Annotated in this window: 17 protein-coding genes; 5 read left to right on the top strand and 12 right to left on the bottom strand. The window is 69.0% G+C overall.

The features are described from left to right. Nucleotides 1-730 precede the first annotated feature (730 nt). Together ACGFNP_RS56305 and ACGFNP_RS56300 are read right to left on the bottom strand one after the other, a co-directional pair. The gene (locus ACGFNP_RS56305; RefSeq protein WP_393332735.1) at nucleotides 731-3,403 is read right to left on the bottom strand and encodes a serine/threonine-protein kinase; all 2,673 of its coding nucleotides are present in this window, start codon (nucleotides 3,401-3,403) and stop codon (nucleotides 731-733) included. A gap of 150 nt (nucleotides 3,404-3,553) precedes the next feature. Then, nucleotides 3,554-3,853 (bottom strand): hypothetical protein, encoded by a 300-nt coding sequence (locus tag ACGFNP_RS56300; RefSeq protein ID WP_358332558.1) that lies wholly within the window; start codon nucleotides 3,851-3,853, stop codon nucleotides 3,554-3,556. A 471-nt stretch (nucleotides 3,854-4,324) separates the two neighbouring features. Here ACGFNP_RS56300 and ettA point away from each other — a divergent pair, with 471 nt between their 5' ends. Next, on the top strand, nucleotides 4,325-5,989 hold the full coding sequence (gene ettA, locus ACGFNP_RS56295) for an energy-dependent translational throttle protein EttA (RefSeq protein ID WP_358332555.1): 1,665 nt from the start codon (nucleotides 4,325-4,327) through the stop codon (nucleotides 5,987-5,989). Nucleotides 5,990-6,263: 274 nt separating this feature from the next. Here ettA and ACGFNP_RS56290 read toward each other — a convergent pair whose 3' ends face one another. Next, complete coding sequence (locus ACGFNP_RS56290) at nucleotides 6,264-7,034, bottom strand: PIG-L family deacetylase (protein ID WP_393332731.1); 771 nt, start codon at nucleotides 7,032-7,034, stop codon at nucleotides 6,264-6,266. A gap of 259 nt (nucleotides 7,035-7,293) precedes the next feature. Then, nucleotides 7,294-8,610: an MFS transporter gene (locus ACGFNP_RS56285; RefSeq protein ID WP_393332728.1), complete on the bottom strand. Its 1,317-nt coding sequence runs from the start codon at nucleotides 8,608-8,610 to the stop codon at nucleotides 7,294-7,296. A 154-nt stretch (nucleotides 8,611-8,764) separates the two neighbouring features. On the opposite strand from ACGFNP_RS56285, the gene ACGFNP_RS56280 reads away from it, so the two are divergent. Next, the gene (locus tag ACGFNP_RS56280; RefSeq protein ID WP_358332546.1) at nucleotides 8,765-9,274 is read left to right on the top strand and encodes a VOC family protein; all 510 of its coding nucleotides are present in this window, start codon (nucleotides 8,765-8,767) and stop codon (nucleotides 9,272-9,274) included. Between the two features lie 68 nt (nucleotides 9,275-9,342). On the opposite strand, the gene ACGFNP_RS56275 is transcribed toward ACGFNP_RS56280, so the two are convergent. Together ACGFNP_RS56275 and ACGFNP_RS56270 are read right to left on the bottom strand one after the other, a co-directional pair. Next, nucleotides 9,343-10,818: a CoA-binding protein gene (locus ACGFNP_RS56275; protein WP_393332724.1), complete on the bottom strand. Its 1,476-nt coding sequence runs from the start codon at nucleotides 10,816-10,818 to the stop codon at nucleotides 9,343-9,345. Nucleotide 10,819: 1 nt separating this feature from the next. Further along, nucleotides 10,820-11,974 carry an acyl-CoA dehydrogenase family protein gene (locus tag ACGFNP_RS56270; RefSeq protein WP_393332722.1) on the bottom strand — a complete coding sequence of 385 codons (1,155 nt, stop codon included), beginning with the start codon at nucleotides 11,972-11,974 and terminating at the stop codon, nucleotides 10,820-10,822. 101 nt (nucleotides 11,975-12,075) lie between these two features. Between ACGFNP_RS56270 and ACGFNP_RS56265 the strand changes: the two genes are divergently transcribed. After that, entirely contained in the window at nucleotides 12,076-12,687 is a 612-nt protein-coding gene (locus ACGFNP_RS56265) for a TetR/AcrR family transcriptional regulator (RefSeq protein ID WP_393332719.1), read from the top strand. Nucleotides 12,688-12,725: 38 nt separating this feature from the next. Here the strand turns inward: ACGFNP_RS56265 and ACGFNP_RS56260 are convergent, their stop codons facing one another. Together ACGFNP_RS56260 and ACGFNP_RS56255 are read right to left on the bottom strand one after the other, a co-directional pair. Further along, complete coding sequence (locus ACGFNP_RS56260) at nucleotides 12,726-13,577, bottom strand: MaoC/PaaZ C-terminal domain-containing protein (RefSeq protein ID WP_393332717.1); 852 nt, start codon at nucleotides 13,575-13,577, stop codon at nucleotides 12,726-12,728. Nucleotide 13,578: 1 nt separating this feature from the next. Further along, the gene (locus ACGFNP_RS56255; RefSeq protein ID WP_393332714.1) at nucleotides 13,579-14,475 is read right to left on the bottom strand and encodes an SDR family oxidoreductase; all 897 of its coding nucleotides are present in this window, start codon (nucleotides 14,473-14,475) and stop codon (nucleotides 13,579-13,581) included. A 160-nt stretch (nucleotides 14,476-14,635) separates the two neighbouring features. Here ACGFNP_RS56255 and ACGFNP_RS56250 point away from each other — a divergent pair, with 160 nt between their 5' ends. Next, on the top strand, nucleotides 14,636-15,016 hold the full coding sequence (locus ACGFNP_RS56250; protein WP_358332528.1) for a thioesterase family protein: 381 nt from the start codon (nucleotides 14,636-14,638) through the stop codon (nucleotides 15,014-15,016). Then, nucleotides 15,013-16,221 (top strand): MFS transporter, encoded by a 1,209-nt coding sequence (locus tag ACGFNP_RS56245; protein ID WP_393332710.1) that lies wholly within the window; start codon nucleotides 15,013-15,015, stop codon nucleotides 16,219-16,221. Before ACGFNP_RS56250 ends, ACGFNP_RS56245 begins: the two co-directional genes overlap by 4 nt. Here ACGFNP_RS56245 and ACGFNP_RS56240 read toward each other — a convergent pair. From ACGFNP_RS56240 to ACGFNP_RS56225, 4 genes are all read right to left on the bottom strand, one after another. Continuing rightward, nucleotides 16,213-17,712, bottom strand: a complete 1,500-nt coding sequence (locus ACGFNP_RS56240; RefSeq protein ID WP_393332707.1) for a glycoside hydrolase family 13 protein — start codon at nucleotides 17,710-17,712, stop codon at nucleotides 16,213-16,215. The two genes, ACGFNP_RS56245 and ACGFNP_RS56240, sit on opposite strands and share 9 nt — an antisense overlap. A gap of 16 nt (nucleotides 17,713-17,728) precedes the next feature. Then, on the bottom strand, nucleotides 17,729-18,112 hold the full coding sequence (locus ACGFNP_RS56235) for a globin (protein ID WP_393332704.1): 384 nt from the start codon (nucleotides 18,110-18,112) through the stop codon (nucleotides 17,729-17,731). A gap of 6 nt (nucleotides 18,113-18,118) precedes the next feature. Beyond that, nucleotides 18,119-19,102: a mechanosensitive ion channel family protein gene (locus ACGFNP_RS56230; protein WP_358332516.1), complete on the bottom strand. Its 984-nt coding sequence runs from the start codon at nucleotides 19,100-19,102 to the stop codon at nucleotides 18,119-18,121. Nucleotides 19,103-19,541: 439 nt separating this feature from the next. Next, the gene (locus tag ACGFNP_RS56225) at nucleotides 19,542-19,730 is read right to left on the bottom strand and encodes a hypothetical protein (protein ID WP_250905750.1); all 189 of its coding nucleotides are present in this window, start codon (nucleotides 19,728-19,730) and stop codon (nucleotides 19,542-19,544) included. Between the last annotated feature and the right edge of the window lie 118 nt (nucleotides 19,731-19,848).

Here is a 19,848-nt window from a genome sequence, read left to right as displayed (position 1 = left end):
CGGGGGCAGGTCGCCGTCTGATGCCATATCCGATGTCACGTCAGCTCCGAAGACCCGGTTTCCGCGCATGTCCCTGAGGGCCGGCAGTCTGACGCTGTACCTGCTCTCTGCGCGCTTCCCGGGGAGCTGTCTGTCCGGCGCAACATCTGTTTCCCGCGTTTCGCGGACGCCCGGCTGTCTGAGGCCGTATCTGATTTCCCTGCCTTCGCGGGGAGTCGACCGTCCAGCGCAGAGTAGGCGCAGCTGGTGCAGCGTCCATCTGTGGCGGTGCGGCTCGATGGCGGCGGTGGCGGATTTGAACAGACGCTTGAGGCGTGGGAAGGACCGCCGGCCCCGCTCGGTGGCTAGGGCGACATTGGCGGGCCCGCCCGGGTGACGTCCCGTCAAGTGGAGGCGCCGCTGGTAGGCCCGGCAGGCCAGCGACCGCCAGTAGGCCACCTGCCCCGGCCGGTCCTCGGGGAATTCCACGGTCGGTCTCAAGATCCAAGACTCTCAAAGCGCAAGGTGATCGTCCGTCGACGCCCCGGGAAGATCGCCAGGAGTTACCCCACTCCAGGGATCGCCAGGAGGTAGGCCACTCCAAGGGACGTCATCCCGGCCCGGCCGAACGCGCTCGTGGGACGAGCGCGTCGTCACTCGCGGCTTAACGCTGGTCGGGAGCCGGCAACGGCGCTGAGCTGCGAAGGGCATTGTCGGATGGGAGACACGGGTTGAGGCAGGATCCGGGGCGCTATGTGGCGCGCTTGGCGTTTGGGCCGACAGCCGAGCTCATGGCCTGCTTGATGATCAACATAGCGAGGACGTTGAGTGCCGCGTCCCGCAGGGTGTCATCGGTGATCTCCTGGGTGAACCCTTCGGCGCGGTGGGCATCGGTCGCCGCGAACGCCGCGGTCGCGATGCACAGCAGATGATTCCGGCCGGGACCGCGGTATTCCTGGAGGAGCCGCTCGACGGCCTGTGGGTTCGGCACGGCGGTTTCAGCGATCGACAGGTACTCGGTCGATTGTGCGGCCAGGGCCGCCTCCAGCACGTGGCGCAGGATGGGTCCGGTCCGTTCAGGTCTGGAGTTGGCCCATGCTATCGCCACTGCCATCAGAGTCTTGGCCACGCGCTCCAGATCACGGTTGTCGAGCCGCTCCTTGCCGGGCTGTTGCGCTCGGGTCTCGGCGAGGTCGATGAGGCGCACGGCCAGATCTGGGTCGACGGCGACGACATCTTCGGCGGCCACTACCAGCTGCGATGGCTCCAGGTCCGTATCATCCGCATGGCCGGTGATGTACTGAGCGGCCTGCTGTGCGGTGCTGGGGCCCACGGTGGCCCCGGCTGCTGCGATCTTTCCCATTGTGGGGACAGCTTGGGTTGGCTCGGCTTCGAGGGCGGTCTGGTATGCGGCGTTGAGCCACCACCGCGCCTGCAGGGGGTTGATCTCGGCGATCTCGCGGGCCATTTCGGCGAATGCCTCACCCCGATAGCGGGCTTCAACGATCCGCGCAGCGATGGTCTCGGCGCGTGACGGGTCGCATCGTGCCGCGCCGATGGCGATATACCTCAGATACCAAGGACCGAAGTTCCTCTGGTCGTCGCCGACCTTGGATTGGGCTCGCCGGCGGCCCCACCAGGGATCGGGCTTCACAGAGGCAGGTTCCTGGGCGGCAGGTTCCGCGACGCTCCGTTCGGCCGCGTCGAGCAAAGGCTCGTGATCCTTTCGAGTGGAGGCCGCCGTCTGCAGGATGCCTTCCCAGGCGGCTGCGCGGACGTACCCCTCCGTGATCTTGTTGATGAGCTGTTCCGCCCGGGCGGGGTCGACCTCCGCCACCGCCCGGGCGATCCACTTCAGTGCCCAGTCCCGCTCGCCTTCCTTCATAGCGAACGCGGTCGCTTCGGCAAGGTCGATCAAACGCTCGGCATGTCCCCGGTCGGCGGCATAACCGATACTGGCGATCTCTGCGATCGTGCCGGGCAGACGGGGCGCATAGCCGGGATCGGGTGGGATCAGGCGGGCCATTTCTACCGCCTGGCCCATCAGCCTGATGGCGCGGTCAGGGGCGGTGGCGGCCTCCCTGCCGGCCTCAGCGGCCAGCGCCTTGGCGCGCACCTCGGGCTTGTCCAAGTCCACGACACGCCGCTCAACGCGGTCCAGCACCGCAAGCGCCCGCTGGGGATCCACGCCGATGAGCTGGTCGATCAGGAACTCGATCACTCCCTCATTCATGATGTCCGAACCATCGTCGAGGAGCTGAACCACAAGCTGTTCGGCGTGACCGATCAACTGCTGGGCGCGGTCGGTGTCGGACAGCTCCTCGGCGAGTGCCAGCAGAGCCACTGCTCGCACTTCCGCCGAGGGGATGCGCTGCAGATGCTGCTCCGCGTGGTCGGGATCAGCATCTGCAATCGCCTTGGCAACGTCCCACAGCGTATGTTCCCGCTCCTCGGGATCGTTGATGGAATGGGCGATCCTTAAGGCATGGTCGAACGCCGACTGGCGCTTCGGATCGACGACCCGACCAGGGATCGACGCGCCGCCAGAAGGATCGGAGATGTCCTCTTCGAGCTGGCTGATCACCGCGGTGATCGTGGGCGGGAGCCATCGCGTGGTGCCCCCGGCCTGTGCGGCGAGCCGGTCGACGAGAGCGGCGGCACCAGGCCGTTTCTCAGGAGTTTTGGCCAGGCAGGCACCCACCAGGTCGGCCAAGTCCTCTGGCAGGCCGGTCAGATCGGGGTCGTCATTAAGGATGCGGTACATGATCGCGTGGGTCTGACCGTCGCCGAACGGGCCGCAGCCGGTGGCGGCGAACACCAGCACCGCTCCCAGGGCGAACACATCGCTGGCAGAGCCGACCTCGCCGCTTCGGATCTGTTCGGGTGACATGAAGGCCGGAGTACCGATCACGGCCCCCGTGACGGTGTGGGAGGTGGCGTCCAACGCGCGGGCGATCCCGAAGTCGATGATCCTGGGACCGTCGGCGGCCAGGATCACGTTGCCGGGTTTGAGGTCGCGGTGCACCAGCTTGAGGCCGTGGATCACGGCCAGGCCCTCGGCCAGGCCCGCCCCCAGCACACCGATCGACGTAGGTGGCAGCGGTCCGTGCGTGGCGACGGCCTGGTGCAGGGACGGGCCGGGGATGTAGGCGGTGGCCAGCCACGGGGGATCAGCTTTGCTGTCGGCATCCACCACCTGCGCGGTGTAGAACCCGCCGACATCCTCGGCCGCCTGCACCTCGATCGTGAACCGGGCCCGGAACCCCGCATCGCCGGCCAGCTCCGGCCGTACCACTTTCACCGCGACCGGCCGGCCGCCCGGGGAACGGCCCAAGAACACCTGACCCATGCCGCCGCCGCCCAGCCGGCACTTCAGCCGGAAAGGCCCCACCTGCCGGGGATCATCCGCCCGCAGCGGCTCCATACGTCACCCTTTCGACAGAAAGCTCTGTACGCACGACAAGCCCAGATCCTTTCAGGAAAAGGTTCTTCCGTGAAGTAATTTGGCGCCATGCCGCACCAGACGCCCAGGTCGGCCGACCCGTCCCTCGGGCCGGATCGCAGCGGAATCACTTCACGGAAGGCAGTCGGCCTTTCTGAGCGCCTGGATCCGGCCGACGACAGCCTCACCGCTTGGAGCGAGCGCAATCTCGACCTGGCGGTGCGCGGGGTCCGCTCGGCGGAGGTCACCGGCAAGGTGACCCGCCATCTCGAGCGATTCAAAGGCCGCCGCGCTGCCGCTGCCCACTCCGAAGGTGCGGGCCCTGGCCGCCGCCCAGGTGCGCACCGTCAAGAACGTGGTCGACCGGGTCGAGTACGCCGCCACCAGCATCCCCCCGGCCGCGCTGTTCCTCTCCGGCGCCTCCATCGTCACCCGCCGCCCCCGAACTCGAACGCCGCCTCGGCCACGCCAACGACCGCTACCTGCGCCTGTACGCCAACCCACCCGACGACATCGCTGCCGGCTATGTCGAAGACCTATGAGCACGAGGCAGACGAGCGGGGCCCGGCCCCACTGCGGGCAGTCGCCCATCTCGTCCGCCACCGCGTCCCCGGCGTCGATCAGCCGCTCCGGCGACAGGCAGGCGAGTCGGCAACGGCCCTTCGGCCGCAGGGGCTCCAGCCGTCAGGGCCGGCAACGACAAATAACGATCCCCATTCACGTCATCAAGCGAAGAGGCCACCTGACGAGCCCGCAGCGGGATCGTCCCACGCGACGAGACCTCCACCACCATGCCCATGCGCACCGCCGCCCCACCGCATGACGCGCCCGTCCGGCCGGCTATATCGCAGTTGGGCGGCGGAGCGGCGGAAGCCCGGGTCGAGAGCCCCTAAGCTAGATGCCATGCCGGAGTACATCTATACGCTGCAGCGCGTGCGCAAGGCGCACGGCGACAAGGTTGTCCTTGACGACGTCACGCTGTCGTTCCTGCCGGGAGCCAAGATCGGCGTCCTCGGCCCGAACGGCACCGGAAAGTCGACGCTGCTCCGGATGATGGCCGGCCTGGAGCAGCCGTCCAATGGCGAGGCCAAACTCATGCCGGGCTTCACCGTGGGCATGCTCCAGCAGGAGCCCCCGCTCAACGAGGAGAAGACCGTCCTCGGCAACGTGCAGGAGGGGGTCGCCGAGACGCTGGCGATGCTCGAGCGCTACAACGCGATCGCCGAGGAGATGGCCACCGACTACAGCGATGAGCTCCTCGCCGAGATGGGCAAGTTGCAGGACCAGCTTGAGCACCGCAACGCGTGGGACGTCGACAGCCAGCTCGAACAGGCCATGGACGCCCTGCGCTGCCCGCCCCCGGACGCCGACGTGACCACGCTGTCCGGTGGTGAGCGCCGCCGCGTCGCCCTGTGCAAGCTGCTGCTGGAGGCGCCCGACCTCCTGCTGCTCGACGAGCCCACCAACCACCTCGACGCCGAGAGTGTGCAGTGGCTGGAGCAGCACCTGGAGAAGTACGCGGGCACCGTTCTGGCCGTCACCCACGACCGCTACTTCCTCGACAACGTCGCCGGGTGGATCCTCGAGCTCGACCGCGGCCGCGCCTATGCCTACGAAGGCAACTACTCCACCTACCTTGAGGCCAAGACGCAGCGCCTCAAGGTCGAGGGCCAGAAGGACGTCAAGCGCAAGAAGCGCCTCGAAGACGAGCTGGAGTGGGTTCGCTCCAACCCGAAGGCCCGCCAGACCAAGAGCAAGGCGCGTCTGCAGCGCTACGAGGAGATGGCGGCCGAGGCCGACAAGCACCGCAAGCTCGACTTCGACGAGATCCAGATCCCGCCGGGCCCCCGTCTGGGCACCACGGTGATCAGGTCCGACGACCTCAGCAAGGGCTTCGAGGACCGGCTGCTCATGGAGAAGCTGTCGTTCGACCTGCCGCGCAACGGCATCGTCGGCATCATCGGCCCCAACGGCGTCGGCAAGACCACGCTGTTCCGCATGATCACCGGCAGTGAGACGCCCGACAGCGGTGCGATCACCGTCGGCGACACCGTCAAGATCTCCTACGCCGACCAGAGCCGCGGCGGCATCGACTCCAACAAGAACGTCTGGGAGGTCGTCTCCGACGGGCTCGACCACATCAAGGTCGGCAACGTCGAGATGCCGTCCCGCGCCTACATCGCGGCGTTCGGCTTCAGGGGGCCCGACCAGCAGAAGAAGGCCGGCGTCCTGTCGGGCGGCGAGCGTAACCGCCTCAACCTGGCGCTCACCCTCAAGCAGGGCGGCAACGTCCTCCTGCTCGACGAGCCCACCAACGACCTCGACACCGAGACGCTCTCCTCGCTGGAGAACGCGCTGCTCGACTTCCCGGGCTGCGCGGTCATCACCTCCCACGACCGGTGGTTCCTCGACCGCATCGCCACGCACATCCTGGCGTGGGAGGAAGGGTCGAACTGGTTCTGGTTCGAGGGCAACTACGCCGACTACGAGAAGAACAAGATCGAGCGCCTGGGCGCGGATGCCGCCCGCCCTCACCGCATCACCTACCGCAAGCTGCACCGCGACTGATTTTCTCGGCGCCCTCCGTACGACACCATTGGCGCGATGATCGAAAGGCAGCGGCCCCGTGATTTCGGGGCCGCTGCTTTTCTGCTTGCCCGCGGATGGGGTCGTCAGGCTCAGCTCGGATTCCGGCAGCTATCTGGCGGTGGTTCGCGCGGCTTTCCCTAAGGGGATGGCGATCCGTAGGCTCAGCTCGGATTCCGGCAGCTACCTGACGATGGCTCGCGCGGCCTTCCCCAACAGGAGCATGGCGATCCGCGCCTCGCCTCAAGGCTCAAGATCAAGACTCTGCGAGGGTGGTCTCCGGGTCACCGGTGTAGGAGACGCGCCGATACCACTCGTTCGCCAGCATCTGGGCGCGGGCCTGCTCCGGCAGTGAAGTGAGCAAGGTCATTGACGCGCCGCGGCCAACCTCGGACTCGTGCGCGTGCATGGCCGCCCACTTGCGCTCACCCCACCGCTCGACGTCGAGGTGGGTGGTGATCTGCTCATCGGAGACGCCCGGCAGCGTCTGGCCCGGCTCAGGAGGTGTTCCGAACACTGCTTGCCAGTGTGAGATCACGACAGATCGCGGAATGGTCGCCAGATAGAGGGCGCGCGGTCGCCAGGGATTGCCCGCGTCCGGGTAGAGCTGGTCATAGCCCGCCGCTTCGACCGCGGCCATGGTCACCCGATGCACATGCACGTGGTCGGGATGTCCGGAAGACCCGTACCCATCGAAGGTGAGCACGACGTCGGGCCGGAACTCCCTGATGTGCTCGACCACCCGTCCCACCGCCTCGTCGAGGGGCACGTCCACGAAGCGAGGGCGGCCCGGCGCGGACTCGGGCTTGCCCGCGTCGGCGTAGCCGAGCACCCGTGGTTCGCCCGCGCCGAGGATTGCCAGAGAACGCTCCAGCTCACCGGCCCGATGGGTGCCCGCTGCCCAGGTGCACGTGACGACGGCGGTTCTGGCCCCCTCGTCGGCGTACTTGGCCAGGGTCCCACCCGTCCAGATCGCCTCGTCGTCCGGATGCGCATGCACGCCCAGCACCCCGAAATCCACCGACATGCCCTCCTGAATGACCTGATCGATTGGCCGCCCATCGTAGCGCCGGGCAGTGTTTCGTTGTGGCAGAGTCGCGCGACTCGACCCGGCTGTCTGGGTGATCAGCTCGCCATCCGGCGCGACCGGCCTACCAACGGCACGCCTGCTACGTCATGCGCTCGCGCCGGACGGACGATGTCCGGGGCGAAGGCGAGCTCGTAGACGTCTCAGGGCCGGCGCAGGCGGCGCTTTTAGAGCTCGGTGTAGACGGCGGACAGCTTGGTCATCCTTCGGCCTCCCCGAGGGCGACGGCGACCGGGGTGCGGGCGGTGCGCCGCCACGGCCCGTTGAACATCACGATCGCCGGGATGAACAGGATCAAACAGCCGAGCGCGATGAACAGCCAGGTCTGCCAGTTCGTGACCTTGACCACGTACGGGATGACGAGCAGGCCGATCACCGCGATGCCCTTGGTGAGGAACCCGAACAGGCCCCAGGCCGTACCCTGCAGGCGCGGGTCGGCGTCCTCCGCGTCCTCGGAGTAGTTGGCCATCCAGGGGGCGTACGCCACGCCCAGCGAGCCGCCGAGCAGCGCGCCCACCAGTATGAGCGTGCCCGTCGAGACGCCTTCCTGGCCGAGTACGACGGCGAGGTAGGCGGTGACGAGCACCGCGGCGATCGTGCCGCCCAGCGAGAACGGCTTGCGCAGCTGCGTACGGTCCGAGAGGCGCCCGGTGATGATCAGCGTGATCAGGTTCAGGCTCCAGAACGCCGCCATGATGCTGGACGCCTGGGCGGTGCTGATGCCGAGTGACTGGACGAGCATAGTCGGCCCGAACAGCGACAGCGTGAGGTAGAGCACCAGCCAGAGCGAGATGCCCACCACATGGGCCCAGATGTTGCGCCTGGCGAACAGTGAGCGGAGGCGGGCTGGCTCGCTCAGATCGACGACCTGGGTGGCGGCCTGTTCGGTGTGCTGGATCCTGGCTCGCAGTTCGGGGGAGAGGTCGGCGATGTTGACGGCGATGACGAGCGAGATCACCAGCGAGAAGCAGCCCATGATGACGAACTGCGAGCGCCACGAGTCATTGAAGATCGGCAGTGTCCAGCCCGCGATGGCCGCGGCGAGGAAGTTGGCGCCGACCGGCCCCCAGGTCCAGAAGCCGAACGCCTGCGCCCGGCCCAGCCGCGGCGAGAAGTCGCGGACCAGGGGCGCGGTGCTGGCCATGGCGACGCCGTCCACGAAGGCCAGCAGGATGCGGGCGAGTAGCAGGTCGCGCGGGCTGTGTACGAGCGTCATGGCGAAGCAGCACACGGCGGTCAGCATCATCAGCGGCACCAGCAGCCGCACCCGGCCGAGCCGGTCGGTGAGTCGGCCGCCCAGGATGGAGGCGATCGCCCCGGCGACGGCCGCGGCGCCCGACATGGCGCCGTAGGTGGCCAGCGTCATGTGCAGGTCCTTGAGCAGCAGCGGGACCACGGGGGCGATCTGCCCCTCGTACGAACCGATGAGGATGGCGAGCACGGCCATCGCGAGGATCTTCATGCGTCGGGCGCCGGTGGGGTACTCGTCGAGTTCGCGAACGTAAGACAGCCTCATGACTCGCCTTTCTCGTCGTGCAGGCCCCCGCCACGAGTTCTAGAAGGTAGCTCTAGAATCTATTTCCGAAATGCTGCGCCTCACAACGCCCCACGTCAAGAGTGCGGTGCGCTCCGCTAAGATCTAGAATCAGATTCTAGGAAGGGAGTCGGATATGGACCTGGAACTGGACGGGCTAGAGGTGACCTTCGACCACACAGCCGTGGCGGCGCCCCGTATCCGGGATCTGCTGCCGATCTATCGCGATCTGCTCGGGGGCCGGCATCTCGGCGGCGGCGGCGACAACCGGCGGAGTGGCTACCGCACCCTGCAGCTCACGTACGAGGGCGGCGGCAAGGTCGAATTGATGGAGCCGCTGGCCGGGTCGGACTTCTTCGACAGCTTCTTCGAGCTGACCCGCGGCAGGGGCGGCGTCCACCACCTGAACTTCCACGTCAACGACCTCGACGCCGCCGTGGCCAAGCTGACCGGGCGTGGCTACCGGCTCCACGGCCTGAACGTCCGCGACCAGCGCTGGCGTGAGGTGTTCCTACACCCCAAGGAGGCGCACGGCGTACTGATCCAGCTCGCCCAGGTGGGTCCCCGCGGCGCGGAGCCCCGGCCGTCGCTGGACGACGTGCTCGCCGGACACGGCCGCAACGGCAACGGGGTCCCCAGCCTCTAAACGCGCCGACCAAGGCCGACTCTTCGGGCGCGGGCTGAGGACTCCCCACCCGCGCCGGTCGAGGCGGGCTATCCGGGTGGGTCGGCCGACGGAGCATCCTCGGGGGTCGTCGGCGAGCTGCCGGGGGCGCGCGTCTCCAGGTCGGCGAGAGCGCGAGTACGGGCCTCCGACCAGCGGACGGCTGCGCCGATCGCCGACATCCCGTGCTCGATCCCGCCCACCACGTACGGAAACCCGGTCTCCTCCTGCACCGCTCTGCCGAACTCCGTGACGTCCGTCAGCACGTTGCTCACCACCACGACCGGCACCGGAGACTCGGCGATCCGCCGGGCGCTGGCCGCGTACAGGGCGACGACCGGAGCGGGATCGGGCGGCGCGGCCCGGGGCAGCTCCGACAGCAGCATGACCAGGTCGATCCCCGGATCGGCGGTCACCGCCGCCAGTGCCCGGCCCAGCAGCGTACGGTCGATCAGCACGTAGCCGGTCACGTCGAGCGGGTTCTGCACGGTGCCGAAGGACGGGACGATCTCCGCCAGCCGCGCCACCGTCGAGGGCGCGAACGGCGGCAGCTCCAGCCCTTCGTCCTCGGCCCGGTCGGCGATGATCTCCGACGCGCCGCCTGACGGCGTGACGACGCCGACGCGCCGCCCGGGCAGCGGCCCCACGGAGGCCAGCAGCCCGGCGGTGATGATGAGGTCCTCCAGCGAGCGAACTCTGATCACACCGAGCCGCCGCAGCGTCGCGTCGATGACGTCGTCGTCGCCGACCACCGCGCCGGTGTGGGCCTGGGCGGTGTGCGCGGCGAGCCTGCTGCGGCCGATCTTCAGCGCCACGATCGGCTTGCCCGCCAGCAGCGCCCGCCCGGCGACGCGGGCGAACTCGGCCGGATCCCTGATCGTCTCCAGGAACAGTGCGATCACCTTCGTGGCGGGATCGTCGACGAGATGGTCGACCACGTCGGTGACGGTCACGACAGCCTCGTTGCCCATCGAGGTCAGCAGGCTGATGCCGACGTTGCGGGCCTGCGCGAAGCCGAGCACGGAGCTGGCCAGCGCCCCGCTCTGCAGCACGACCCCTACCGATCCGCGCAGCAGGGGCTGGGGGATGGGCAGCCCGTACGGGGTGATGCCGGCGGCGGCGTTGATGTAGCCGTTGCCGTTCGGCCCCAGGATCGTAAGATCATTTTCCTCAGCAAAAGCTGAAATTTCCGACTCCTGCTGGACACCCTCGGGCCCCGCCTCGCCGAAGCCCGCCGTGAGGATCACGTAACTCCGGATCCCCAGCTTGGCCCCCTCCCGCAGCACCCCCAGCACCGCGGACGTCGGCACCATGACGTAGGCCAGATCGACCGGCCCGGGAACGGCGGCCAGACTCCGATGGGCAGGCGAGCCGTGCACGGTCCCGCCGCGCGGGTTGACCAGGTATACGGGCCCGGCGAAGCCGTACGTACGCAGGTTGACCAGCGTGCTGATCGACCACCCCGACTTGTCGGTGGCACCGACAAGCGCGATGGACCCCGGGTTGAACAGTGCCTCGACCGACATGTCACTCCCCGATGGTGCCCAGACGGGCGTGGCCCTTGATCAGATTGCGGGCGATCGTGCGGCGCTGGATCTCGTCGGTGCCCTCGAAGATGCGCAGCAGGCGCAGCTCTCGATACCAGCGTTCGATCGGCAGTTCCTTGGTGTAGCCCATGCCGCCGTGGATCTGCAGCACCCGGTCCACGACCTGGTTGGCCATGATCGCGCCGTTGAGCTTGGCGATCGACGCGGCGTGCCGGGCGTCCAGGCGATCCTGCACCCGCCAGGCCGCGTACAGCGTCAGCCACTTGGCCGCCTCGATCTCCACCTGCGAGTCGGCGATCATCCACTGGATCGCCTGGTACTCGGAGATCGTCTGCCCCATCGACTTGCGGATCTTGGCGTAGTCGATGGCCATCCCCAGCATGCGCTCGGCCGAGCCGATGGCCCGCGCCGGGATCATGTAACGGCCCTGGCCGATCCACTGCATGGCCAGCTCGAAGCCCTTGCCCAGCTCGCCGAGGATGTTCGCCTCCGGGACCCGGACGTCCTGGAACACCAGCGACGCCGGACCCCATTCGCCCATGGTCTTGATCGGCTCGGACGTCCAGCCCATGTCGCGGTCGACGAGGAAGCAGGTCACGCCGTACGGCTCGGCCACGGCGAACACCATGACGAAGTCGGCCTCGCTGCCGCCGGTGATGAACGTCTTCTCCCCGTTGATGATCCACTCGGCGCCGTCACGGACCGCACGGGTGCGGATGTTACGCGCGTCGGAGCCCGCGCCCGGCTCGGTGATCGCGAAGCAGGAGCGGCGCTCGCCCTCGATCGTCGGGAGCAGGTAACGCGCCTGCTGCTCGGCGGTGCCCGCGTAGAGGATGTTGTCGGCGCTACCGCCGAACATGAACGGGACGAAGCTCCTGCCCAGCTCCATGACGATGATCGCGGACATGACCGGGCCCAGCGCGGCTCCGCCGTACTCCTCGGGGGTGTTGATGCCCCAGAAGCCCATCTTCCTCGCCCGGTCCCGCAGATCGCGGAGGACCTCCGGGGCGAGCGCCGGGCGGCCCTCGCGCTCGTTGCGCAGGACCTCGGGCTCCAGCGGCATGATCTCCTTCTCGACGAAGGAGCGGACGGTGTCGCGGATCTGACGTTCCTCGGCGCTGAGCGAGAAGTCCATGACCGCCTCCCCAATTTCTAGAACGTTCCTCTAGGAAGCCAGTCGGCACGCGCTCCTGTCAAGAATCAAATTCTAGAATTGATCCAGCTACGATGGGACGCATGGCAAGGAAGTCGTCGTGGGAGTGGAGCCGCACAGCCCAGACCCGCCAGAGCATGCTGATGGCGGCCCGCGAGGTCTTCGGCGAGCATGGATTCGCCGAGGCCAACGTCTCCGAGGTCGTGGCCCGCGCCGGCTCCAGCGTCGGCAGCCTCTACCACCACTTCGGCGGCAAGACCGAGCTGTTCCTCGCGCTCTACGAGGACCACCAGGCGGCGCACGAGGAGGCCGCGGCCGCCAGCGTGTCGCGGGCCAAGCAGGCGGGCGTCGACGACCCCGTCGAGTTGCTCATCGCCGGGGCGCGGGCCTATCTCGCGGGCGCGTGGGAGCGGCGCGACCTGGTCAGGCTGTTCATCGACGGGGACGGGCCGCCGGGGTTCGAGCTGGTCCGCCGCACCCGGGGCCGGGAGTGGGTACGCCAGAACGCCGTGCTGCTCGGCGCCGGCGCCGACCCCCTCGACCGGTTCACCGTCGCCGCGCTGACCAGCATCATCGGCGAGGCGGCCCGCGAGGTCGCCACCAGCGACACCGAGAACGACGCCCACGACGTGATCGAGGCGGCGATGACGCTGATCCGCCGCCTCGACCCCCTCAGAGTGCTGGCCGAGGGCTGATCACCGCCCGCCGCCGTCCGATCCAGGTGGCAGGCTGATCACCGCACGCCGCCGACCGATTCCCGCGGCGGGTTGATCACCGCCCGCCCTCTGTCGATCACCACCGTCCCGTCGTCCTTGGCGGTCCGGAACAGGACGGCCGGGCCGTCCACCCAGATCGAGACCGTGAGCGACTCGCCGGGAAAGACCGGGCTGGTGAACCGGCCCGACATCGCCCCGAACCGCCCCGGATCCGAGCCCGCCACCGCGTGCAGCAGCGCTCGGCCGGTCACCCCGTACGTACACAGCCCGTGCAGGATCGGCCGGTCGAACCCGGCCCTGGCGGCGAACTCCGGATCGGAGTGCAGCGGGTTGAAGTCGCCCGACAGCCGGTAGACCAGCGCCTGTTCCGGACGGGTCGGACAGGTCACCTTGTGGTCGGGCGCGCGGTCGGGCGGTGTCCACTCGTCGCGCGGCCCCCGCTCGCCGCCGAAGCCGCCTTCGCCCCTGATGAAGGCCGCGCTGCGGCTGATGATCACCAGTTCGCCGCTCTCCGGGTCCACGGCACGGGCCTCGCTGGTCACCAGGGCGCCGGACCCTTTGTCATAGATCCCGGTCACCTTCGAGGTGGTCCGTACTCCACCCGCGGCCGGCAGCTCCCGGTGCAGCTCGAAAGCCTGCTCGGCGTGGACCAGCAGGGCGGGGTCGAAGTCGCCGAGCCGCCGCCCGGCCGGCGCCTGCGCGGCCAGCACCGCGAACGTCGGCAGCACCCGCTGCCTCTTCTCCGTGGTGAAGGCCAGCTCCTCCACCCCCGCGCCCACGCCGAGCGCGTACAGCATGGTGTCCTTGGCCGACCACACGCGGTCGTGCGGCGGGCTCTCGACGCCGATCAGGTCGTGGTCGAGCGCCATGTCACTCCTCCCGTCCGGGGATCAGGCCGTTGGTCAGCGCGTTGGGCGCGGCCTTGTCGACCAGGGCCGGGATGACCGCGCCCAGCTCGGCCGGGTCCCACCGGCCGCCCTTGTCGACGCCGGGACCGGCGTGCCAGCCCTCGGCGACGCTGATCACCCCCGCCCGCACGTTGAACACCCGCCCGGTGATGCCCCGGGCCTCGGCGCTGGACAGCCAGACCACCAGCGGGGCGATGTCGTCGGGATCGGCGCCGGTGCCGCCCGGGGCGAGGTTCTCGGTCATCCGGGTGAGCGCGGCGGGGGCGATCGCGTTCACGGTCACGCCGTACCGCTCCAGCTCCTTGGCCGCGATGACCGTCAGGCCCGCGATGCCCGCCTTCGCGGCTCCGTAGTTGCCCTGGCCAGGGTTGCCGTAGATGCCGGAAGAGGAGGTGGTGTTGATGATCCGCGCGTCCACTCGCTCGCCGGCCTTGGACTTGGCACGCCAGTAGGCCGCCGCGTGGCGCAGCGGCGCGAACGTGCCGCGCAGGTGCACCCTGATGACCGCGTCCCACTCGTCGGCCGTCATGTTGACCAGCATCCGGTCGCGCAGGATGCCCGCGTTGTTGACCAGCACGTGCAGGTCGCCGAAGCGCTCGACGGCCGCCTGGACCAGCCGGGCCGCCCCGTCGAAGTCGGAGACGTCCTCGCCGTTGACGATCGCCTCCCCGCCCAGCGCCTCGATCTCCGCGACCACCGCGGCCGCCGCGTCGGACGAGCCCGTGCCGTCGACCTCCGCGCCCAGGTCGTTGACCACGACCTTCGCGCCCTGCCGGGCGAACTCGAGCGCGTGGCCGCGCCCGATGCCCCTGGCCGCGCCCGTGACGATCACCACGCGACCCTCGACGATCCCGCTCATGTGGCACCTCGCTCTCGACTGCCGATGCGAACTGAATTCTAGTATCGAAATCTAGAAATGAAAGACGTGGGGTGGCCCGGAGCGGGGCCACCTGACCGGGACAGGTACGGTGGCCACCGTGGTTGAACATTCCCTGGCCCAGCGGCATATCTTCCCCCGAATGGTGCGATTCGCGGACATCGATTCTCTCGGGCACGTGAACAACGTCCGCTTCTTCGACTATCTGGAGGACGCCCGTCTGGGGATGCTCCACATCGATCCGTACAAGGCCGGTGACGCCCCCTTCAAGGGGCTCGTCGTCTCCCGTCACGAGATCGACTATCTGCGCCCGCTCGGCTTCCGCGCCGAGCCGGTCCGGGTCGAGACCTGGGTGACGGACCTCAGAGCGGTCCGGTTCACGCTGGAGCACGAGATCCGCGACGACGACGAACTGTTCGTCCGGGCCACCTCGGTGATCGTCGCCTACGACGTGGAACGTGCCGCGCCGCGCCGGCTCGCCTCCGATGAACGCGCCTACCTACGGCGGTTCATGACGGTATGAAACGCTGGGTGATGCTCGCGCTGGGGGTCAACGCGCACGCCAGCGTCACGCTGGGACTGTTCGGGTTACCGCTCGTCATGCCGGATATCCAGCGATATTTCGATGTCTCGCTGCCCGTCGCCGGGATCATCGGCAACGCCCCCGGCATCGGCCTCCTGTTCTCCCTGGTCGCCTGGGGCATGCTGGCCGACCGGCGGGGCGAGCGGCTGGTGCTCGGCATCGGCGTCGGGCTGGCCGCCGCGCTGCTCGCCGCCGCGGCCTTCGTGACCGAGATCTGGGCGATGATCCCGCTGCTCGCCCTGGCCGGGGCCATGGGGTCCGCGGCCATGGTCGGCGGCGGCCGGATCGTGCTGCGCTGGTTCGAGCCGCCGGAGCGCGGCGTCGCGATGGGCCTGCGCCAGGTCTCCTACACGCTCGGCATGGCCGTCGCCGCGTTCGTCCTGCCGCAGATCGCGCGGGCCCATGGCATCTCGGGCGTGTTCTTCGTCTGCGCCGGAGTCAGCCTGCTCGCCGCCGTGCTGGCCGCCCTCTTCCTGGCCGAGCCGCCACACGCGATCTCAGGCCCGCGGACGGCGCCCGCCGCCTCGCCGTACCGGCAGCCCGCGCTGTGGCGGGTGCACGCGACCAGCGCGCTGCACGTGGTGCCCCAGGTCGTCGTCAGCACGTACGGCGTGGCCTGCCTGGTCGGCGTCTACGGCTGGGACGGCGTACGGGCGGGACAGCTGTTCGGCGTGGCGGCGATCGGCGGCGCGGTGGTGCGCATCGCGGCCGGACGCTGGTCCGACAGGACCGGCCTGCGCATGGCGCCGCTGCGGCTGCTGACGTTCGGCTCGCTGGCCGTGCTGGCCCTGCTGGTGCTGGGCACGGTCACCGAGTCCTGGCTCGGCCCGGCCATGCTGGCGCTGGCCGCGGTGATCACCGTGGCGGGCAACGGCCTCGCCTACCTCTCGGCGGGCGAGCTCGCCGGTCCCGCGTCCGCGGGGCGCGTGCTCGGCACCCACAACACCATCCAGAACATCGTGTCCCTGGGCGTCACGCCGCTGGCCGGGGTGCTGATCACGGCCACCGGCTACTGGGCCGGGTTCGCGGCGGGGCTGGCGTGCGCGCTGATCTCGCTGCCCGTCATCCCCGCCCGCGGCGAGCGACACGCCACCGCCGAACAGGGCCAGCCCCGGCCCGCACAAGGGGAGGACGCGTCAGCGTAGCCAGACGGCGGTGTCGGGGGGCAGCAGGTCGCCGTCGAGCGGCCCGCTGGCCAGCAGGACGCCGTCGTGCGGCGGCAGCCGCACCGGCTCGGTGCCGCAGTTGACGGCGCAGATCAGCGACCCTCGGGCGAAGAAGAGCGCGTCTTCGGGGGAGTCCAGCCATTCCAGCGTGTACGGGATCTCGCGCACCAGCTCACGACGGCAGGCCAGGGCCCGGCGGTAGAAGGCCAGTGTCGAGGCGGAGTCGGCGCTCTGGGCCGCCACGCTGAGTGCCGAGAAGCCGGTCGGCTGCGGCAGCCACGGCGCCACCCCATCGGGGGAGAACCCGAGCGACCCCCCGTCGGCCGACCACGGCAGCGGCACCCGGCAGCCGTCACGGCCGGCCAGCTTGCCCTTCGACTGGATGAAGACCGGGTCCTGCCGCGCCTCCGGGGGAAGATCCTTCACCTCGGGGAGGCCAAGTTCCTCCCCTTGGTAGAGATATGCCGACCCGGGGAGGGCCAGCATCGTGAGCAGCGCCGCCTTGGCCCTCATCAGTCCCGTGCCCGGGTCGGCGGTCTCGTAGCGGGTGCGGTGCCGTACGACATCGTGGTTGGACAGCACCCAGGTGGCGAACGGCACCGCGGCCAGGGTGTCGTCGATGACCTTCTTGAACGCGGTCGCCGACCAGGGCGCCTGCAGCCAGGCGAAGTTGAAGCTCTGGTGCAGCTCATCGGGGCGCACATAGAGCGCCAGGTCCTCGGAGCTGTCCGTCCACACCTCGCCCACGGCCATCCGCTCGCCGGGGTAGCCGTCGAGCAGCTTGCGCCAGTCCCGGTAGACCTCGTGCACCTCGGGCTGCCCCCATACCGGGGAGACCGCCTTGAACGACTGGTCCTTGACGTCGGGCAGCCCCTTCGCCTTGTAGAGGCCCATCGCCACGTCGATGCGGAACCCGTCGACACCCCGGTCCAGCCAGAACCGCAGGACGTCGAGGAACTCCCGGTGGATCTCGGGGTTGCGCCAGTTGAAGTCGGGCTGGCCGGGGGCGAACAGGTGCAGGTAGTACTGGCCGTCCGGCAGCTTCGTCCAGGCCGGGCCGCTGAACGTGGACTGCCAGTTGTTGGGCTGATCGCGGAAGATGTAGCGGTCGCGGTGCTCGCCGCGCAGCGCGGCCTGGAACCAGGGGTGCTCGGACGAGCTGTGGTTCGGCACCACGTCGACGAGGACCTTCAGCCCGAGTTCGTGCGCCTCCGAGACCAGCGACTCGAAGTCGCCCAACGTCCCGAACAGTGGATCGACACCGCGGTAGTCGGCCACGTCGTAGCCGCCGTCGGCCATCGGGGAGGGGTAGAAAGGGGTCAGCCAGATCGCGTCGACCCCGAGCTCCGCCAGGTACGGCAGGCGCTCGCGTACTCCCGCGAGATCGCCGACGCCATCTCCCGAGGCGTCGGCGAAGCTGCGGACATAGATCTCGTAGACGACGGCGTCACGCCACCAGGGGATGTCCATGGGGCCGTCATGCCCGCTATGTCGGGGAGTTCACCATGCTGTGGGCCGCGTAGACCAGGTAGTCCCAGAGCTTGGCCTCCAGGTCCTGCGGCAGCTCCAGCGACTCGACGGCGTCGTGCATGTGCCGCAGCCAGGCGTCGCGCTCGGCCTCGCCGATGACGAACGGGTTGTGCCGCATCCGCAGCCGCGGATGCCCGCGCTCCTGGCTGTAGGTGTTGGGGCCGCCCCAGTATTGGACGAGGAACCCCCGCAACCGGTCTTCGGCCCCGGTGAGGTCTTCCTCCGGGTAGAGCGGGAGCAGCAGCGGATCCTGCTTGATCCCCTCATAGAAGTGGTGTACGAGTCGCCGGAAGGTCTCCTCGCCACCGACGGCGTCGTAGAAGGAGGTTTCAGTCACCATACAAGCCTATGCGCTGGCGACCATGGGGATGCCCGCGCCGTCGAGCGCGGTCTTGACCCGCAGCCTGAGCTCCCGCGCGACCTGCGCCTGCTTGGCCGGGAGCGTCTTGGCGGAGATCCGGAACACCAGCGAGCTGTCGGAGAGCTGCTCCACGCCGAACACGTCGGGCTCCTCCACGATGAGCGTCTCGCGGAAGTCGCGGTCGGCCCAGATCTCCTCGGCCACGTGCTCCAGGATGGCCCGTACGGTCGTGATGTCGCTGTTCCAGGCCACGGGGACGTCGAGGTAGGCCCGCGACCAGCCCTGCGACTCGTTGCCGACCCTGGTGATGGTGCCGTTGCGGACGTACCAGACGCGGCCGTCGGCGTCGCGCAGCCTGGTGACCCGCAGGGTGACCGCCTCGACGGTGCCGACGGCGGCGCCCGAGTCGATCACGTCGCCCACGCCGTACTGGTCCTCCAGGAGCATGAACATGCCCGCGATGAAGTCCTTGACCAGCTCCTGCGCACCGAAACCGATCGCCACGCCGAGGATGCCGACGCTGGTGAGCAGGGGAGCGATGGGGATCGTCAGCCGGTCGAGCACGGTCAGCACGGCGGTGCCCATGATGACCACCGAGGCGATGTGCTTGAGCACCGACCCCATGGTCTCGGCGCGCTGCTTGCGGCGCTCGTTGAGGAGGGCGTCGATGCCCTCGGTCGCGGCGCCGGACCTGCGGAACCGGCCGGTGAGCGAGGAGCCGGACGAAGCGCTGCTGACCACCCGGGTGATCAGGCGCTTGGCGATGTTGCGCACGATGAGGGCGATCAGCAGGATCAAGATGACCGTGATGATCGTGGCGATGATCGGTGCGAAGGCACCCACGGGCAGCCAGTCCTGCAGGAAGCCACAGAGGAATGTGTCGTTCTCGCAGGCCTTGCTCACCTGATTGGCGAGCTGTGTGGGGTCGAACGGACCCGACGTGAGCACAGGCGTTGCCAGCAGGAGCACTGGTTGGATCCCCTTCCGGAAGCAGTTCGGTCGGCGGTCTTTTCGAGCGGATCGCTCCAAAAGATACCGCCGACCGAACCGGCCGCAGTCACATCACGCCGGGGAAGACGGGGTCGTCAGGCCCCCTGGGCCGCGGAGGGCGGGGCCTGACGCTCCGGTGACGTACGGCTCGGCTGGGACACACACCCGGAAGCATGTCCCGCGCCGTTTCCGGGAGGGGTCCCCCGAACACCCTCCAGGCGGACCTGGAGGGCATCTCCTGTGTACGGCTGGCTGGCCGTACAAGCACGAGTCCCGCGAGAAGCGGAACCGGCGGGATGGCCAGAGCCCCTGCGGTGTAGGCAGGAGACCCTCCGCACCGACCACCCCGCCGGCTCCGAGGAGCCGCCATGGGTGCGGTGAGCCGTGGTGGCTGCGCTCCACCCGGATCACCGCTGGATCACTCGCCCACGGCGGCGAGCACGCGTGCGACCTTGGTCGCCGCACCAGCCGGGTCATCGGCCGTGTGCATTCGCTCGCCCCAGGACCAGCAGTACCACCAGTCCGGAAGCTCGGCGACCGCAGTAGGCCGGCAGGTGACGTTCTCGGTAAGGCTTGTCGCGTTCGGGTTGATTACCCGGACGAACACCCGCCCACTTTGGGTTCGAACCACTCGTGCGAGCAACCCGCGAGCGTCGAGTTCCGACACTAAACGCTCCAGGTGCCCAAAGTTGTCGTCCCCCACCTTTCGTCCCTCCCTTGAATCG

It is taken from the genome of Nonomuraea sp. NPDC049269 (assembly GCF_043197155.1).
Classification (GTDB): domain Bacteria; phylum Actinomycetota; class Actinomycetes; order Streptosporangiales; family Streptosporangiaceae; genus Nonomuraea.
The sequence above is the reverse complement of the archived record's forward strand: the minus strand, read 5'-3'. Positions and strand labels throughout refer to the sequence as shown.

Excerpts from the sequence above, each read along its gene's own strand:
- ACGFNP_RS56305 (WP_393332735.1), bottom strand. The coding sequence starts at position 3,403 with ATGGAGCCGCTGCGGGCGGATGATCCCCGGCAGGTGGGGCCTTTCCGG.
- ettA (WP_358332555.1), top strand. The coding sequence starts at position 4,325 with ATGCCGGAGTACATCTATACGCTGCAGCGCGTGCGCAAGGCGCACGGC.
- ACGFNP_RS56290 (WP_393332731.1), bottom strand. The coding sequence starts at position 7,034 with ATGTCGGTGGATTTCGGGGTGCTGGGCGTGCATGCGCATCCGGACGAC.
- ACGFNP_RS56285 (WP_393332728.1), bottom strand. The coding sequence starts at position 8,610 with ATGAGGCTGTCTTACGTTCGCGAACTCGACGAGTACCCCACCGGCGCC.
- ACGFNP_RS56280 (WP_358332546.1), top strand. The coding sequence starts at position 8,765 with ATGGACCTGGAACTGGACGGGCTAGAGGTGACCTTCGACCACACAGCC.
- ACGFNP_RS56275 (WP_393332724.1), bottom strand. The coding sequence starts at position 10,818 with ATGTCGGTCGAGGCACTGTTCAACCCGGGGTCCATCGCGCTTGTCGGT.
- ACGFNP_RS56270 (WP_393332722.1), bottom strand. The coding sequence starts at position 11,974 with ATGGACTTCTCGCTCAGCGCCGAGGAACGTCAGATCCGCGACACCGTC.
- ACGFNP_RS56265 (WP_393332719.1), top strand. The coding sequence starts at position 12,076 with ATGGCAAGGAAGTCGTCGTGGGAGTGGAGCCGCACAGCCCAGACCCGC.
- ACGFNP_RS56260 (WP_393332717.1), bottom strand. The coding sequence starts at position 13,577 with ATGGCGCTCGACCACGACCTGATCGGCGTCGAGAGCCCGCCGCACGAC.
- ACGFNP_RS56255 (WP_393332714.1), bottom strand. The coding sequence starts at position 14,475 with ATGAGCGGGATCGTCGAGGGTCGCGTGGTGATCGTCACGGGCGCGGCC.
- ACGFNP_RS56250 (WP_358332528.1), top strand. The coding sequence starts at position 14,636 with ATGGTGCGATTCGCGGACATCGATTCTCTCGGGCACGTGAACAACGTC.
- ACGFNP_RS56245 (WP_393332710.1), top strand. The coding sequence starts at position 15,013 with ATGAAACGCTGGGTGATGCTCGCGCTGGGGGTCAACGCGCACGCCAGC.
- ACGFNP_RS56240 (WP_393332707.1), bottom strand. The coding sequence starts at position 17,712 with ATGGACATCCCCTGGTGGCGTGACGCCGTCGTCTACGAGATCTATGTC.
- ACGFNP_RS56235 (WP_393332704.1), bottom strand. The coding sequence starts at position 18,112 with ATGGTGACTGAAACCTCCTTCTACGACGCCGTCGGTGGCGAGGAGACC.